Genomic DNA, 18,098 nt, shown 5'->3' with positions numbered 1-18,098 from the left:
CGCGGCGTTGTCGGACCGCGCAAGTACGTCCAGTACGAGCCGCGGTCCTCCGCCTTGCGATGCACCGCACCGGACGCCGCGACCCGGCAAACCTTCCCGGTCACAGCACTAGCTAGGCCGGACTCTGGTTGGACAGGGCCACCGACAGCTCGGCGGCGACGCCCTGCAGGATCGGCACGAAGGACTCGGCCACCGCCTCGGTCACCCGGCCCGCCGGCCCGGAGATGGAGATCGCGGCGGCGGTCGGCGAGTTCGGCACCGACACCGCGAGGCAGCGGACTCCTATCTCCTGCTCGTTGTCGTCGACCGCGTAGCCCGCCTTGCGGACCTGCTCCAGCGCGTCGAGGAAGCCCTCGGGCGTGGTGATGGTCTTCTCGGTCGCCGCCGGCATCCCGGTGCGGGCGAGGAGGGCCCGTACCTCGTCGGCGGGGGTGTGGGCGAGGAGCGCCTTGCCCACGCCGGTGGAGTGCGGCAGCACCCGGCGGCCCACTTCGGTGAACATGCGCATGGAGTGCTTGGACGGCACCTGGGCGACGTAGACGATCTCGTCCCCGTCGAGCAGGGCCATGTTCGCCGTCTCGCCGGTCTCCTCGACCAGACGGGCGAGGTAGGGGCGGGCCCAGGTGCCCAGCAGCCGCGACGCGGACTCGCCGAGGCGGATCAGGCGGGGGCCGAGGGAGTACCGTCGGTTGGGCTGCTGGCGGACGTAACCGCACGCCACCAGAGTGCGCATCAGGCGGTGGATCGTGGGCAGAGGCAGACCGCTGGCGGCGGAAAGCTCGCTGAGGCCGACCTCACCCCCGGCATCGGCCATGCGTTCGAGCAGATCGAAGGCGCGCTCAAGGGACTGGACGCCACCGCTGGCGGCAGGGGTCTTTGAGGAAGCGTCGGTGGTGCTGGCGCTGGACGTCGGCACGGCGCGGTCCTTTCGGTGCTGGCAGGCAAGGGAGCAGCCTACCCGGCGGTCGGCGTCGGCCCTAGTGCTGGGGTCGGGGCCGTCGCCGCCGGTCAGAGGCGGTTTGTCCTGGTGGCGGACGTCCTCGGGAAGTTACCCGTCCGACTCCCCGTGGTGGTAGCTACATTCTGTATAGCGAAATCTTAATTCCATCCTGTGGAAACATCCAATTGCGGTCCAGGTGTGTCAGTGGTCCGTCCGGGCGCTCTTGACTGGCCCCGGATCGCCGTGAAGACTCCGTCAACAGAACGTTGAATTTCGCTCTGTGGAAGTAGATGGGGAGGTTCCGGTGTCCGACGTGGCTGTGGAACTGGTACTGCGCTCGACGCGCGTCATCACCCCCGAGGGGACGCGCGCCGCTTCGGTGGCCGTCGCCGGCGGGAAGATCACGGCCGTGCTGGCGTACGAGGCCGAGGTACCGGCCGGAGCCCGGCTGGAGGACTTCGGCGACGACGTCCTGCTCCCCGGCCTGGTCGACACCCACGTCCACGTGAACGACCCGGGCCGCACCGAGTGGGAGGGCTTCTGGACGGCCACCCGCGCCGCGGCGGCCGGCGGCATCACCACCATCCTCGACATGCCGCTGAACTCCTTGCCGCCGACCACGACGACCGACAACCTGCGCGTCAAGCAGGAGGTCGCCCGTACCAAGGCGCACGTGGACGTCGGCTTCTGGGGCGGCGCCCTGCCGGACAACGTCAAGGACCTGCGCCCGCTGCACGACGCCGGCGTCTACGGCTTCAAGTGCTTCCTGTCGCCCTCGGGCGTGGAGGAGTTCCCCGAGCTCGACCAGGAGCAGCTGGCCACCTCGCTCGCCGAGATCACCGGCTTCGGCGGCCTGCTGATCGTGCACGCCGAGGACCCGCACCACCTCGACGCCGCTCCCGTCGTCCCCGGCCCCAAGTACGCCGACTTCCTGGCCTCCCGTCCGCGCGACGCCGAGAACACCGCGATCGGCAACCTGATCGCCCAGGCCAAGCGGCTGAACGCCCGCGTGCACGTGCTGCACCTGTCGTCCTCCGACGCGCTGCCCCTGATCGCCGCCGCCAAGGCCGAGGGCGTCAAGATCACCGTCGAGTCCTGCCCGCACTACCTCACCCTCACGGCCGAGGAAGTGCCGGACGGCGCCAGCGAGTTCAAGTGCTGCCCGCCCATCCGTGAGGCCGCCAACCAGGACCTCCTGTGGGACGCGCTCGCCGACGGCACCATCGACTGCATCGTCTCCGACCACTCGCCCTCCACCGCGGACCTGAAGACCAGCGACTTCTCCACCGCGTGGGGCGGCATCTCCTCCCTCCAGCTGGGCCTGCCCGCCATCTGGACCGAGGCGCGGCGGCGCGGACGCTCCCTGGAGGACGTCGTCCGCTGGATGTCCGCCGCCCCGGCCGCCCTCGCCGGCCTGGCGCAGAAGGGCGCGATCGAGGTCGGCCGCGACGCCGACTTCGCCGTCCTGGCCCCTGAAGAAACGTTCACTGTGGACCCGGCCGAGCTCCACCACCGCAATCAGGTCACGGCGTACGCGGGCAAGACCCTGCACGGCGTCGTGAAGTCCACCTGGCTGCGCGGTACGCAGATCGCCGACCACGGCACCCCGACCGAGCCCACGGGCCTCCTCCTCGAAAGGCAGAACTGACAGTGGCGATTCCGACCTTCACCGGTAACGCGAACCCGTACGGGGGCGGCGACCCGTACGCCGACTACCGCACCGCGGACTTCCCCTTCACCCAGTACGCGAACCTCGCCGCCCGTGAGCTGGGCGCCGGTGTCATCGCCGCCAACGACGAGTTCTTCGCCCAGCGCGAGAACCTGCTGATCTCCGAGGCCGCGCACTTCGACCCCGAGGACTTCGGCCACAAGGGCAAGGTCATGGACGGCTGGGAGACCCGCCGCCGCCGTGGCATCTCCGCCACCCAGCCCTGGCCGACCGCCGAGGACCACGACTGGGCGCTCGTACGCCTGGGCGCCCCCGGCGTCATCCGCGGCATCGTCGTCGACACCGCCCACTTCCGCGGCAACATGCCGCAGGCCGTCTCCATCGAGGCCACCAACTGGGCGGGCGCCCTCGCGCCGACCCCGGAGGAGCTCCAGGGCGACGACGTGAAGTGGACGACCATCGTCCCCCGTACCCCGGTCGGCGGCCATGCGGCCAACGGCTTCGAGGTGGACGTCGAGCAGCGCTTCACGCACCTGCGCGTCAACCAGCACCCCGACGGCGGCATCGCCCGCCTGCGCGTCTACGGCGAGGTCCTGCCCGACCCGAAGTGGCTCGACGCGCTCGGCTCCTTCGACGTGGTGGCCCTGGAGAACGGCGGCTCCGTCCAGGACGCCTCCAACCGGTTCTACTCCCCGCCGACCAACACCATCAACCCGGGCCGCTCCCGCAAGATGGACGACGGCTGGGAGACCGCGCGCCGCCGCGACAACGGCAACGACTGGATCCGCTACCAGCTCGTCACCGAGTCCGAGATCCGCGCCGTCGAGATCGACACGGCGTACCTCAAGGGCAACTCCGCGGGCTGGGCGTCCCTCTCCATCAAGACGGGCGAGGAGGGCGAGTGGACGGAGTTCCTGCCGCGCACCCGCCTGCAGCCCGACACCAACCACCGCTTCGTACTGGACGCCCCGGCGGTCGGCACGCACGTCCGGATCGACATCTTCCCGGACGGCGGCTTCTCCCGTCTGCGCCTGTACGGCTCCCTGACGGAAGCCGGCGCGGCCGCGCTGACCGCCCGCCACCAGGAACTGGGCGGCTGACGCCAACCTGGTCCGGCCCCAACCAGCCCCGCCGGCGTTTGAGGCGCGGGGTCTGGGGCGGAGCCCCAGGAAACGAACCCGCACCCGGGGGCCGACACCCCCGGGGCGCGCACGGCCCGCAGGGGCGCACCGCACGCCGGTGCGCCCCTGCGGGCCTTCGGTGTTTCGCGCCGGGGCCGGACCCCCGGACCTGCCCGCACGCCCGGCCAGAGGGCTACGCGGCGTGCCCGCCGTCCACGGCGAACTCGGCGCCGGTGACGTACGCGGCGTCCGGTCCCGCCAGGAAGGACACCACGGCCGCCACCTCCCGCGGGGCACCGAACCGGCCGAGGGCCGTCATCGCGGCCTGCGGCCCCGCGTACGGACCCCCCGCCGGGTTCATGTCGGTGTCCACCGGCCCCGGGTGCACGATGTTCGCGGTGATCCCGCGCCCGCCCACCTCCCGGGCGAGTGCCCTGGTCAGCCCGATCAGCGCCGACTTGCTCATCGCGTAGAGCGCGCCGCCCGGCCCCGGCACCCGCTGGGTGATGCAGCTGCCGATGGTGATGATCCGCCCGCCGGCGCCCATCCGCCCGGCCGCGGCCTGCGTGGTGAGGAAGACGCCCCGCACGTTGACCGCCAGCACCCGGTCCACATCGGCCAACTCCAGCTCCTCCAGCGGCCCGAGCACTCCCACACCGGCGTTGTTGACCAGCACGTCGAGCCGCCCGAACTCCCGCACGACCCGCTCCACCGCCGCGCCGGCGCCCGCGGGATCCCCGGCATCGGCCCGCACGGCCACCCCGCGCCGCCCGAGCGCCTCGATCTTCCCGACCACCTCGGCTGCCGCCCGCGCGTCGTCGATGTAGGTGATCGCGACATCGACCCCGTCCTCGGCGAGCCGCAGAGCGCTCGCCGCCCCGATCCCCCGACCGCCCCCGGTCACCAGTGCCACTGTGCTGCTGCTGTCCACGACGTTCCTCCCGCGCCATTTGGTTGCGAGTTCAATGAAATCGCGGGGGCGTCGACGGCGCTGGCGGAAATCCGCCCTCGCGTTCCGGGAGGGGGAAACGCGAGAGCGCCCTGCGGGGAGAGGTCTCCCGGCAGGGCGCTCGCGTGTCGTGGTCGTCCCTCCTGGCTATCCGATGGTGAGGAAGGTGTTCCAGCCGTCCTCGTCGCGTCCGACGGCGCCGCCGACGCTCGCGGTCCCGCCTTGGAAGAGCCATTGGTTGCCGTCGGTCCCGACGGCCCAGATGTCGGGGATGCCGTCGCCCGTGGCGTCGGCGGTGCCGAGGACCTTGGGCAGTGCCGCTCTGCTCCAGCCGGTGGTGGCGTAGGTGATGTCCAGCCCGCCGTTGGACGCGGCCTGCGTGGCGAGGGAGTTGAGGTCGACTCCGCCGTTGGCGCCGGGCTTGCCCTTGCGCAGGGCGATGCCGCGGCTGGCCATCGAGTCGTCGCGGAAGAGCAGGTCGGGGACACCGTCACCGGAGATGTCCCGGACGCCGATGATGTCGCGCCTGGCCCAGCCGGCGCCGCCGATCTGCTTGACGGCGGTGAAGCTGCCTCCGGTGTATCCGGTGAACGCCCAGAAGGTGTCGCCGCCGTCCGCGAGGGCGACCATGTCCGCGAGACCGTCGCCGGTGATGTCCTCGGTGACCACGATCTGCGTCAGCCTCGCCGGATCGGGGGCGCCTGTGGGGAGCAGGATATCCATGCGGCGGCTGACGTCGAACTGGCCGGTGCCGATGGCCGGGTAGACGTACAGCTTGCCGTCGGGCATGCGGGCGATGAGGTCGGTCAGGCCGTCGCCGGGGAACCAGTCGGTGGAGTGGCCGATGAGGGCGGGCTTGCCGTCGGTTCCGGTCTTCCAGTAGCCGCCGGCCGGTTTTCCGTCCAGCACCGCGCCGGGGAGGTAGGCGTCGGTGTCGCCGAGCGCGTCGCCGGCGTAGGTGCGGAGGTTTCCGTCCTTGTCAATGGCGAAGAGGTCGGGGTTGCCGTCACCGTTGACGTCGCCGGGCGTGTGCCGGCCGGGATTGGGGCGGACGTAGAACTCGTAGGTGCTCTGGGCGGAGATGTTGCCGTACTTGTTGACCGTGCGGGCGTAGAGGACGTTGGGGCCGGTGGTGTCGACCTGAAGTTTGATGGAGGCCAGGTCGCTGCCGATGGCCGGGGTGATCTTCTTGTCGAAGAGGGGCCGGTTGAGGCTCCACTGGTATTCGCGGACGTCCGCGGCCGGGGTGCCGCCACGGAGCTCGATCACCTGGCCGGGTGTACCGACCGGCTGCACGCTCCACTCGGTGTAGTTGACGCCGGGCGGCGGGAAGGCGGTGGAGCTGATGGCGGGGCTGGGGGGAACGTCGTGGTTGACGGTGAAGGTGCACCAGCCACCGCCGCCGGAGTCGGCCGGTCCGCTGCCGGTGGACCACCAGCCGTCCTTGTCCTTGGTGCGGGAGAGCCAGTAGTACTTCTGGCCCGAGGTGAAGCGGTCGAAGGCGAGTTCCTTGGTGACGACGCCGTCGCTGTTGGCCGGGAGCCACTCGGCGTGGACCTGCGCGCCGGTGGCGGCGTTCCATACCTCGATCTGGACCTGGTCGAGGTTCTGCTGGTCGGGCCGGTCGTCACGGTCGACGCCCTTGACCTGGAAGGTCACGTTCGTCTTGCCGATGCTGGTGCCCGGGCTGCTGGTCAGGCACGGGCCGCCGGGGAAGGTCTGCATGTTCGCCGCGACGGGGATCTCGGGCGGGTGATTGTAGACGATCTCGATGTACGGGGCGGTCTCGCCGTTGGCGATGAACTTCTTCCAGTAGTACGAGTCCGACTCGTTCGGGGCGGCGAATCCCAGCGACAGCGCGCCCCAACCGGCGTTGGCGGCGTCGGTGACCAGGCCCTTGATGTCGGGTGCGATCCAGTTGTCCGGGCAGGTGCTGTTGTAGCCGTAGCCCGCGTACTCCGAGGCGACCACTCTGCCCCAGTGGGCCGCGTCGTTCGTGTTGTTCCACGTACTCGACGACGTGATGTACGGGGTGGAGAAGATGAGCATTTGCTTGCGGTCACACGACCACGAGTACGTTTGCAGCGCGCGGACATTGGCCGAGACGATGCTGGCACCGTGGAGCTGGCTGCCGAAGTCGAAGTTGAAGATGGAGCGGGAGGTGCCGCCGGTCGTGGACTCGTATCCGACGCGGGCTTCGTTCGTGCCGCTCGCGTTGTAGTTCTGCCCGTTGTAGAAGCTCGAGTTGCCTTCTGTCTTGTAAAGCAGCGTCCAGGCGTGCTTGTGCCCCTTGAACGAGGGGTCGATGAACACCGGATATACCGTCTCCGGGGCGGTCAGCAGGGAACCGTCCGGGGTGATGGACAGGGTGTTGTCGGCGAGAGCGGCCTTGGCGGGCTTCAGGCGCGCGCCTTCCGCACCGCCAAGACCTGACAGGGCGAGTGTCGGGTGCTGCTGGGCGATATCGGTCGGCTTCCAGGACGGCTCGTTGTCGGTGGTGGCGACCTTGCCGCTGGAATCCCACATCATCGGGGTCGGTGAACCGGCGATTTCTTCGCCCTTGGCGTTGCGGGCGCTGACGGCACCGGATTCCGCGTGCAGGTGGAAGGTCAGGTTCGGGGAGGAGAGGCGGTAGTTCAGCCGGCCGAGGAGGGGATCGGCCGCGGCTTGCTTGTCCTTGACGACGAGCAGGTGTGAGTAGCCGCCGTCCTGAGCGGTCATCACCAGATCAATGCCCGGGCGGACGTTCTCGTACAGCGCGCGAGGGCCGTCGACGACCGGCGCGGGCAGGGTCCCGGGCCAGCTGACGACCAGGTCGTGGCCATCGGTGTTCAACCGGACCAGCTCGGTCCACACCTCGGACGGCGTGTCCCGGGTCATCGCCGGCGACGTCAGGGCTGTGCGCGTCACACCACGTGAAGCGCGCTCGCCACCGCCTGCGGCCTGCGCCGTGGATCCGGCGCTGAAGACGACACGGCCGTTGACGGCCTTCGCCGCGAACCCGTCCTCCACCCGCTCCAGGGTGGTGTCGATCGGCTTCCACTGACCGTCCACCTTGGCGCGGAAGGCCGAGCTGAAGACCTGCTTGCGGAACGACCCGTCAGGCCTCGCCCATGTCGAGGTATTTGCGGTGCGCGCCGCGGTCGCCTCGACCTCCTTGCCGGTCTTCTCCGCCAGGCGTCGCGCTTCCCCTTCCGCGACAGGTACGTCCTTGGCCGGGGGTGCCTGCGGCTTCCCGCTCCCGGCCACGTGCACGCCGAGGGGCACGGCGATGGCTACCGCCAGGAGAGCGGCGAGGCCGCCCAGGGTCTTACGACGCCGGAACCAACGAGTTTTCGGCGCCACAACCACCTTTTCGGACACCGCTGTTGGCGGGCTTTCGTCCACGGATTCACTGACAGACACAGGCGTACTTCTCCCCCCTCGGGCACACACTTGCGCAGCCCTCGGTACTCAGAAAATGATTCCGGCCACCGGCCTGAAACGTGAAAGGTCCGCTCCCCGCTCGCCTTTCACACACACGAGGTGCGAGCCGAGCATGAACCATCCCACTGACATCTTCACCCCCCGCGACGACCTCCTGACCTGCCCTTTTCTGTCGATTCGCTTCGATTGCCCCAGGGTATGCAGTCGGTAAAGTGATTAAGCCCACACCGGATATCGGAACCGTGGCTTTTCAGGTCCGGCGGCCGCAGAATCAGCTGGCTAATTGTCAGTTTCCTGCCGTCCGTGTGCCATCGCCGCGGCGGCAGAGCGTGGGGGGTTCACATGTCGCCGTTCTCGGCGAACAATTTCCGCCTGCCCGGAAACAGAAAGGCACGCGCCACACGCGCGCGCCTTGCCGGGCGCACCGGCATCACGCTCTCCGTGATGCTGGTTGCATCTCTCCTACCCGCCCAAGCCTGGGCGGCGCCACCGGGCGACCTCACCGGCGTCGAGCTGCCCGGCCTCCAGCAAGACCTCAAGGCCAAACTGAACCAAGTCGCCGCCGCGCAGCTGGAGGACTGGGACCCAGCGTCGCCCCCTGTTCCGCAGGAGTACGAGGCCAACGAGGTGACGCCACCTGACGCCGGTTCCGTACCCGTGCAGCTCAGCGGTGATCAGCTCATCCAGGCGGGCACCTTGCCGGTGAAGATCGGCAAGGCCACAGGGTCTTCGACGAACCCGTCCGGGACTTGGTCTGTGGCGGTCGAGGCGCGCGCTGTGAGTGAGGCTGCCAACGTCGACGGGGCCCTGATCAAGGTCACGCCCCCTGACGACGGTGTCACACCGGTCGACGTCCAACTGGACTACTCCAAGTTCAAGGACATCTACGGCACCGAGTGGGCCTCCCGCCTGAAGCTCAGGCAGCTTCCCGCATGTTTCCTGGATACGCCGACCCTGCCTGAGTGCTCCGTCTCCAAGGACGTCTCGAGCGTCAACGATCCGTCCAAGGAAACGGTTCGGGCGACCGTTGACCCGGCGACTTCCCCTGGGCAGAGCATGGCCACCATGGCTCTCACAGGCGGTGGCGGCCCGATGGTGCTGGCGGCCTCTGACGGTGGCTCGGGTGTGGGTGGCACCTACAAGGCAACCTCCCTCGCACCCTCCGGTTCCTGGACTGCCGGTGGCAGTGGCGGCGGGTTCTCCTGGACGTACCCGCTGACCGTTCCGGCACCCCCAGCCGGTCCCTCACCCAAGATCGCGTTCTCGTACTCGTCCCAGGCCGTTGACGGGAAGACGTCCGCGGCCAACAGTCAGGCGTCCTGGATCGGGGACGGATGGGACTACGAGCCGGGCTTCATCGAGCGCCGCTACCGCTCCTGCGCCGACGACCTCGAAGCCAACCCCGGCATGGCGAACAACAACAACGCCAGCGACAAGAAGAAGGGCGACCTGTGCTGGGCCGGCGACAACGTGGTGATGTCGCTCGGCGGCACCACCACCGAACTCGTCCACGCCACCGAGAGCGGAAAATGGATCCCAGCCAGCGACGACGGCTCCCGAGTCGAGCACAAGACTGATGCGAGCCAGGCCAACGGGGCCAGGGACGGCGAGCACTGGATCGTCACCACCCGCGACGGCACTCGCTACTTCTTCGGACGCCACGACCTCGACGGCGCGGGCACCCGCCCCGTCACCAACTCGGTCCTGACCGTCCCGGTCTTCGGTAACCACCCCGGCGAGCCCTGCTACCAGCCGGTCTTCGCCGACTCCTCCTGCAGCTCCCAGAAGCAGACCGCCTGGCGCTGGAACCTCGACTACGTCGAGGACGTCCACGGCAACGCCATGATCATCGACTGGCAGCAGGAGGATGGCCGCTACGCCAAGAACGAGAAGTTCAAGGAAGCGGTCACCTACCACCGCGCCGGGTACCCGACCCAGATCACCTACGGTCTCCGCAAGGACAATCTGTCCGGCGCACCCTCCGCAAAGGTCGCATTCACCGTCGATGAACGCTGCGTCAAGGAGGGCATGTGTGACGCCGCGAAGTTCGAGTCGAAGAACTACGGGGACAAGCAGTACTGGTGGGACACACCTTCCACACTCCACTGCAAGGCCGGCGCCGACTGCTACATCGGCTCGCCGACCTTCTGGACCCGCAAGCGCCTGACCGCGGTGACCACCTCCGCCCAGCGCACCGAGGGTTCCACCGCTCTCTCCCTCGTCGACCGGTGGACCCTCACGCAGTCATTCCTCGAACAGCGCACTGATACCTCGCCGCCGCTGTGGCTGGAGTCCATCGTGCGCACGGGCTACAGCACCGCGCGAGACAGCCAGAACAACCAGCTGAGCGTGCTCCTGCCGGCCGTCTCCTTCCTTCCCAACACGAGGGACATGCCCAACCGTGTCGCCAACGGACTGGCGGACGCAGGGCCCGACTTCGACCGCCTGCGTGTGGAGACCATCCGCACCGAGACGGGCGGCGACATCACCGTCGCCTACTCCGCCCCCTGTTCGGTCAGTGAGGCGCGCCCGCAGCCCGCAGCCAATACCAGCCGCTGCTACCCGGTTCACTGGTCGCCCGACGGCGGTCTGGAGAACCCGCCGCTGGCGTGGTTCAACAAGTACGTCGTCGAGAGCGTCACTGAGAAGGACCGCGTCGCCCGCCAGCCCGACGTCAAGACCAGCTACACCTACGAGGGTGACGCGGCGTGGGCCAAGGACACCGACGAGTTCTCCAAGCCGAAGATGCGCAGCTACAGCCAGTGGCGCGGCTATGCCTCCGTCGTGACCCGGCGAGGTGCCACCACCACGGGCAAGTACGACGCGACCGAGCAGTCGGAGACCCGGACCCGGTACTTCCGTGGCATGTCCGGTGACGCAGGCCGTGCCAAGATTACAGTCAAGGACTCCACGGGTACCGAAGAACTCGGCGAGGACTTTCCCCAGTACCAGGGAATCGCGGCCGAGACCACCACGTATACCAAGGCCGGCGGCAGCCCCGTCTCCCGCGTCCTGACCCGGCCGTGGCACCAGCAGAGCGGCTCCCGGCCCAGGGCCGAGAACACCACCCTGTACGCGCACCGCCCCGGCACCTCACGCACGGACAAGATCCAGTGGATCAGTGACGGCACCACACGCACAGTCCGCACACTCAACACCTTCGAGCCGGCCGTCGACTCCTCCTACGGCCTCATCGAGACTGTGCAGTCCGAAGTGGTCACTCCCAACGGCACAGGAGGCTGGCAGACGACCGACCAGACCTGTGCCAGCACCACCTATGTCCACAACACCGGAGCGCACCTGATCGGTCTGGTCCACACCATCCGCACCACCGCGGGTGACTGTGCCCAGAAGGCCACCGGTGCGCTGATCTCGCAGACCCGCACCTCTTACGACGCCCTCAACGCATTCGGCACCGCCCCCACCAAGGGACTCGCCTACCAGGTCGACACCAACGATGCGGCCGGCACCGGCTGGATTACCACCGCGCGCACCGAGTACGACGCGCTCGGCCGCTCCGTCAAGGTCCTCGACGCGGCGGGGAACCCCGTCACCACGACCTATAGCCCTGCCACGGGTCCGGCGTTCGCCGTGACCAGCACCAACGCCCTGGGGCACACGAGCACGACCAGAAGCGATCCCGGCCGCGGCGTACCCATCGAGGACACCGACGCCAACGGCCGCAAGGTCACCACGGCCTACGACGCTCTCGGCCGGGCCACGCACGTCTGGACACCCTCACAGAAACCGGCCACCGACAAGGCCGCCCACACCTTCACCTACCAGATCAAGGAACACGAGCCCCCGCTCGTCACCAGCGCGAGCCTGCAGGACGACGGCACCTACAAGCAGACGATCGCGATCTACGACGGGCTACTGCGCCCCCGGCAGGGCCAGTCAGACGCCCTGGGCGGCACCCGCTTGATCACCGACACCCTGTACAACGCCAACGGCACCGTCCGCCAGACCAACAACAACTACCTCGCCGACGGCAAGCCGGACAAGAAGATCTTCGTCGCCGAGTCTCAGACGGCCGTCCTCAACTCCACGCAGGTGTCCTACGACGGTCTCAGCCGCCCGGTACGCACCACCACGTTCCACGGAGCGGACCCGAAGGACTCCACCACCGCCCAGTACCGGGGCGACTGGACCCTGTCACGGACCGGCATGTCAGCCGACGGCACGGCACCCCTGAAGGGCAGCCGCGCGGTCAAGACCACCACCGACGCCCTCGGCCGCACCTCCCAGATCGAGCACTACACCACCACCAACCTCGGCGTGACCAACCCCGCGTCGAACAAGACCAGCTACACCTACGACCTGCGTAACAAGCTGTCCAAGGTCACGGACACGGTGGGCAACGCCTGGACGTACACCTACGACGCACGCGGCCGGATGACCGGCTCCGACGACCCCGACATGGGCAAGTCGACCTTCACCTATAACAACCTCGACCAGCAGGTCTCCGCCACAAACTCCTCCAACCAAACGCAGTACACCAAGTACGACGCCCTCGGCCGTAAGACCGAACTACGGGACAACGCAGCGGACGCCACTGGCACCCTCGTCGCGTCATGGACCTACGACACCCTTCTCAATGCCAAGGGCCACCCTGTTGCCTCCATCCGCTGGGTAGGAGGCGACGCCTTCACCAGCGAAGTCACCGGCTACGACAGCGAATACCGGCCCACCGGATCGAAGATCACGATCCCGGCCATCGAGGCCACCACGACCAACGCGACGACCGCGACCACTGCGGGACTCGCCGGCACGTACGCCTACAGCACCACCTACACCCCCACCGGCAAGGTCCAGTCGACGACCATCCCGACGACCCCCGGCGGCCTCGCCGCTGAAAAGCTGATCACCCGGTACAACGCCGACGGCATGCCCCAGACCATGTCCGGGCTGTCCTGGTACACCGCCGACACCACCTACAGCCCGTACGGCGAAGTCCTGCGCACCGCCTCCGGCAACGCACCTCACCGCGTGTGGACCACGAACACGATCAACCCCAACACCGGTCGCGTCACCGAAGCCCAAAGCCATCGCGAAACGGCCGAGCCACTCTCCAAGTCCCACCTACTGTCCAAAATCGCCTACTCCTACGACACCGTGGGCAACCCCACCTCCATCACCGAGGCCAAGCCCGACACCCGGCTCGGCGCCACGCCGCAGTCCCCTCTCCTCGTCGACCGCCAGTGCTTCACCTACGACGCCATGGGCCAGCTCACCAAGGCATGGACCGGCAAGACGGAAGCCTGTACGGAACCCACCGACCTGGATCCCACGCAGGCAGCCCCGGGCCCCGAAGGTGACGGCTACTGGCAGGAATACCAGTTCGATGCGATCGGCAACCGCACCCAGCTCCTCGACAAGGACCCCGCCAACGGCTCCACACGAGAGAAGACGACCTATACCTACGGCATAAGCCTCGGGGGCGGCGCCAAGACGCAGCCCCACGCCCTCGTCCAGACCGACAAGACCACCACCAAGCCAGGCTCCGTGGTCAACTCCCGTGCCACCTACGCCTACGACTCAGCCGGCAATACCAAGACCCGCTACATCGACGGCGACAGACAGGATCTGACCTGGGACCCCCGCAACAAACTCACCTCGGCCACCAGCCCCGGCATAGGCGCCGTGGCTGTCACCGGCCTCGCCGGCAAATGCCTCGACGTCGACGCCGGCGCCACCCCGGACGCCGGAGGTGGTCTCCCCGTCCAGGTCCTGACCTGCAACGAGTCCAAGCCCCAGCAGTGGCGCCTCACCGGAGGCACCGTCCAGGCCCTCGGCAAATGCCTCACCGCCGAAGCCGGCAAGGCTCGCCTGAAGACCTGCGACGGCAGCCACGCACAGAAGTTCACCTACCGCGCCGACAAAACCCTCCACAACCCGCCTGCCCCGGCCCCGGCCACGACCCCGGGTTCATGCGTCACGGTCCCCAACGACAACGCCGCCGACGGCAACGACCTCCACACCTCCGCCTGCGTCGCCGGCGCAGCAGCCCAGCAGTGGAACTTCAGCAACACCACCAAGTACCTCTACGACGCCTCCGGTAACCGCCTCATCGAGGAAACCGGCAGCTCCCGCACCCTCTACCTCGGCGAAGCCGAGATCACCGTCAACAAGGCCGGCCAGGCCATGGACGCCGTCCGCTACTACACCAGCCCCGGCGCCCCCACCACCGTCCGCCGCACCAACGGCAAGACGACCGGCCACAGCCTCTCGGTCCTGCTCACCGACCACCACAACACCGCCACCACCACCGTCGAGCAGACCACGAACCAGCCCGTCACCCGCCGCAAGTCAGACCCCTACGGCAACCCCCGCGGCACCCAACCCGTCAACTGGCCCGGCAGCCGCACCTTCCTCGGCACCGGCAACGACGACAACACCACCGGCCTGACCCACATCGGCGCCCGCGAATACGAGCCCACCACAGGCCGCTTCATCTCCGTCGACCCCGTCATCGACATCACCGACCCGCTCCAGATGAACGGGTACGCCTACTCCAACGCCAACCCGATCACCAATTCCGACCCCAGCGGACTCAAGTACTACGAAGGCATCGACGACGGCGGCTTCCAGTCCGCCCCCGAGGACGTCGTCGACGCTGCGACCAGGTACGTCAACGGCTACGGCGGCGACAGCCCCAAGGGCAACGGAGGGAAACCCAAGAACAAGGGCAAAGACTGCGGCTTCTTCTCCAAGTGCAACCTCAACAAGAAGCTGAAGAACACCAAGGACTTTTTGAACGAAAACAAGGTAGCGATCGTCTCGTTCACCGTTGAGGTGGTCGTCGGAGCCGCGTGCGTCGGAACCGCAGTCGGGGCAGGTCTCGCTACAGGCGGTGTCGGATTCGCGATAGCCGTCGGCTGCGGAGCAGTAGCAGGTGCCGCAGGCGCCGCCGTCGCCAACATGATGACACCAGACGCGGATCACAGCGTCATGGGACAACTCAAGGACATGGGAGAAGGCGCTCTCTGGGGCGCTGCAGGAGGAGCAGCCGGAGCAGCTGCCGCACCCGCCGCGAAAGCCGCTGCCTCCCGCATGAAGTGCCTCGTCAACAGCTTTGCCGCCGGAACCCTCGTCCTGATGGCCGACGGTACGACTAAGGCGATCGAAGACGTACAGGCGGGCGATAAGGTACTGGCCACCGACCCCGAGACAGGGGAAACCGCCGCCAAGGAGGCAACAGCCACCATCCTCGGCGAGGGGGAAAAGAACCTCGTCGAGATCACTGTTGACTCCGACGGCAACACCGGCACACCAGCCGAAAACATAACCGCCACCGACCAGCACCCGTTCTGGGTTATAGACACCGCCAGGTGGAAAGACGCCACCGACCTCCAGCCCGGCGAGTGGCTCCGCACCGACGACGGCGCCCGCGTCCAGGTCACTGCGGTCAAGCGCTGGACAGACCAACTCGCCACCGTCCACAACCTCACCGTCGCCGACCTCCACACGTACTATGTGCTGGCGGGGGCTACGCCGGTACTTGTCCACAACTGTGGTGGATCAATTGGTACCCACGCCGATTCCTGCCGTTGCGCTAATGGCGCACCCGAGAGGGCAGCTGTCCAGGAGCATGAAGTAGGTCGCTTTGGAGATCTTGATGGTAGGGCTCGGGTGGGAGACGGTCTCACACCCAATCACATTCCCCAGGCCGCCTCGGGTCGCATTCCGAATTATCGAGATTTTGCGGCGCACATGATGACAGACGCCGACCATAGAATGACCCGTACGTACGGATCGGCAGGGCGGAAGACTAAGCGTCTAGATGCTGGGCTCACATTTCGACAGGTCCTAGCGGCGGACTTCTGGAACCTTCGGACTATCGGTCAGGTGAATCATGGAGACCCGACCTACTTCAATGGCGCAATATCGGGCATGATGCAGTACTACAGAGCCAACTATCCACATCTGCTGTAGTGAGGAGCTTCGATGATCAGCGATCAGGTTCGGGAATTCTTGCGGCTGGGTCATCCACTTCCCTCAGAGGAAGACGATTCCGAGGAGGGTGACGAGGCGTTTGAGGAGATGACTCAGGCACTACATGCGATCGAAAAGCCTGTCACTAACGAAGAGGCCATGCTCCTCATCCAGTGCTTTGGTGATGACGAATGCTTCGGATTGGCTTGGACGCTGCTGCATCTCGTGGAATCGGCTCCATCGCCACCAGTTACCTCCCAGCCGCCGGACGGTTCGAACGTTTGGATCTCTAGGCTATGGATGCGCTATCAGAATTCACTGCGTGACTAGCTCGCAGATCTGCGAGCACATCCGAATAAACTGAGGCTCATTGCGTCAAGCTTGAAAACGTAGAGCCTCTGCTTTCGTCAGAGGACGATTTTTGAAGCCCCGCCGGGTTCCGTTCCGGTGGGGCTTCTAGCGGTTGACGGCAGTAGTTGACGTTGAGGTTGAAAGGGTGGGGTGACAGCGGGCGTTGGCGGTGCTACATCTTCGTCATGAGGTACGCGGATGGCGGCGGCTTGACCGCCGTGGGGCGGGCGAAGCGTGAGGCCGTGCGCTTCGAGGCCACGGAATGTTCGAGCAGGGGGTGCGGCCGCCGGAGGTGGCCCGCCGGTTACGGGTGTCGCGGAAGTCGGCGTACGCCTGGCAGGCCGCGTGGTGTGAGGGCGGCAGCGCGGCCCTGGCGTCCAAGAGGGCCGGCGGCTTTCCGTGCCAGCCTGGCGATGTCCAGACCGAGCGGCTGCAGGCTGAGCTGGAGGCCGGCCCGGCAGCGCACGGCTGGACGGAGGACCAGCGATGGACCCTGGCGCGGGTCGCGGAGTTGATCCACCGCCTGTTCGGGCACTGGTACACCCCGCGTGGAGTGTCGTTTCTGCTGCACCGGCTGGGCTGGTCACCGCAGGTGCCCGCGCACCGGGCGGTCGAGCGGGACGAGCAGGCCGTCGAGCGGTGGCGGACGGAGCAGTGGTCACGGGTAAGAGGACGGCCCAGCTCCTGGGCGCGTGGATAGTCTTCGAGGACGAGGCCGGGCAGGACCTGAAACCCGGCAAGGGCCGGACCTGGTCACGGCGCGGGCGGACGCCGCTGGTCAGAGTGACGGGCAAAGGATCGGGCCGGTGCTGATGTCCGGGATGATCTGCATCAGGCCGGGCCGCGCAACCAGGCTGATTTACCGGACGCAGACGTACCGAGGCCGCACGCGCGAGAAGAAGGGCTTCCGGGCCCGACGAGGCTCACCGCCAACTCGGTGCGCCGCTGATCAGTGGTGTGGGACAACGCCAGTACCCATCACGCCAAGGCCCTGCGGGAGTTCTGCGACCGCAACAGCGACTGGCTGACCGTCGTCAAACTCCCGCCCTACGCACCCGACCTCAACCCCGTCGAAGGCGTATGGGCCCGCCTGAAGAAGTCCCTGGCCAACCTCGCACCCCGCATGATCGACGACCTCACCCCGCTCGTGAAGAACCGTCTACGCGACATCCAACGCCGCCCCGAAGTCCTCGACGGCTTCATCGCCGGGACCGGACGGGGGCTGAAGCCCCCGTAACCCTGTCACCCCACCCTTTCAACCTCAACGGCAATACCGTCTATCGAGGTGTTCCAGAAGGCCATCCGGGATTTGACGCCGCATCGGCGAGCAGGGCGACGCTGGCGGAGGCCGGTGGCGACTGGATACGGCCATATGGGCCGTCGAGCCGGATCACGGCGTGGAAGTGCGGCAGGCCGCATTTCTGGTATTCGGCGGACCTTGGCGAAGGAGACGCGGAGCCCGGCGCGGGCGGTCTGCGGGGTCAGGACGAGCCGGGCGGCGATCTTCGGGCGCAGGTGAACGTGCAGCGGGCCCACCGGGCGGAGGCGTGGGCGTGGAACGGGACCGCGGCCTCGTACTCGTGCGCCGACCGCGAGTGGTGGGTGGTGGACGGGGCCGAACCCCCGCAACCACTCCCGGCGGCGCATGGCCTCCGACCCGCTCTCCCGCACGCTGGGCGGACCGCCAGTGGCTCTCCAGGCGATCTC

General features: G+C 67.8%; 7 protein-coding genes and 2 pseudogenes. 5 read left to right on the top strand and 4 right to left on the bottom strand.

Features of this window, described 5'->3' with window-relative positions; translation table 11 throughout:
- Positions 1-112: 112 nt before the first annotated feature.
- Positions 113-916, bottom strand: a complete 804-nt coding sequence (locus ACZ4TV_RS04780) for an IclR family transcriptional regulator (RefSeq protein WP_468130686.1) — start codon at positions 914-916, stop codon at positions 113-115.
- A gap of 337 nt (positions 917-1,253) precedes the next feature.
- On the opposite strand from ACZ4TV_RS04780, the gene allB reads away from it, so the two are divergent.
- Both allB and alc read left to right on the top strand, forming a co-directional pair.
- Positions 1,254-2,588, top strand: coding sequence for an allantoinase AllB (gene allB / locus ACZ4TV_RS04775; RefSeq protein ID WP_468130732.1), 1,335 nt, complete (start codon positions 1,254-1,256; stop codon positions 2,586-2,588).
- 2 nt (positions 2,589-2,590) lie between these two features.
- Positions 2,591-3,709 (top strand): allantoicase, encoded by a 1,119-nt coding sequence (gene alc, locus ACZ4TV_RS04770; protein ID WP_468130684.1) that lies wholly within the window; start codon positions 2,591-2,593, stop codon positions 3,707-3,709.
- 214 nt (positions 3,710-3,923) lie between these two features.
- Here the strand turns inward: alc and ACZ4TV_RS04765 are convergent, their stop codons facing one another.
- The gene (locus ACZ4TV_RS04765; RefSeq protein ID WP_468130682.1) at positions 3,924-4,661 is read right to left on the bottom strand and encodes an SDR family oxidoreductase; all 738 of its coding nucleotides are present in this window, start codon (positions 4,659-4,661) and stop codon (positions 3,924-3,926) included.
- A 165-nt stretch (positions 4,662-4,826) separates the two neighbouring features.
- On the bottom strand, positions 4,827-8,024 hold the full coding sequence (locus ACZ4TV_RS04760) for an FG-GAP-like repeat-containing protein (protein ID WP_468130680.1): 3,198 nt from the start codon (positions 8,022-8,024) through the stop codon (positions 4,827-4,829).
- Positions 8,025-8,549: 525 nt separating this feature from the next.
- On the opposite strand from ACZ4TV_RS04760, the gene ACZ4TV_RS04755 reads away from it, so the two are divergent.
- From ACZ4TV_RS04755 to ACZ4TV_RS04745, 3 genes and pseudogenes are all read left to right on the top strand, one after another.
- Positions 8,550-16,040, top strand: coding sequence for a ricin-type beta-trefoil lectin domain protein (locus ACZ4TV_RS04755; protein WP_468130678.1), 7,491 nt, complete (start codon positions 8,550-8,552; stop codon positions 16,038-16,040).
- A 12-nt stretch (positions 16,041-16,052) separates the two neighbouring features.
- Positions 16,053-16,370, top strand: coding sequence for a hypothetical protein (locus ACZ4TV_RS04750; protein ID WP_468130676.1), 318 nt, complete (start codon positions 16,053-16,055; stop codon positions 16,368-16,370).
- A 206-nt stretch (positions 16,371-16,576) separates the two neighbouring features.
- Positions 16,577-17,628: pseudogene (locus tag ACZ4TV_RS04745) on the top strand (IS630 family transposase).
- Positions 17,629-17,668: 40 nt separating this feature from the next.
- On the opposite strand, the pseudogene ACZ4TV_RS04740 reads toward ACZ4TV_RS04745, so the two are convergent.
- Positions 17,669-17,812 (bottom strand): annotated as a pseudogene (locus ACZ4TV_RS04740) (hypothetical protein); the annotation flags it as partial.
- Between the last annotated feature and the right edge of the window lie 286 nt (positions 17,813-18,098).

It is taken from the genome of Streptomyces sp. NPDC028910 (genome assembly GCF_055564955.1).
Note: the sequence above shows the minus strand (reverse complement) of the source record. Positions and strands in the feature narration are given on the sequence as shown.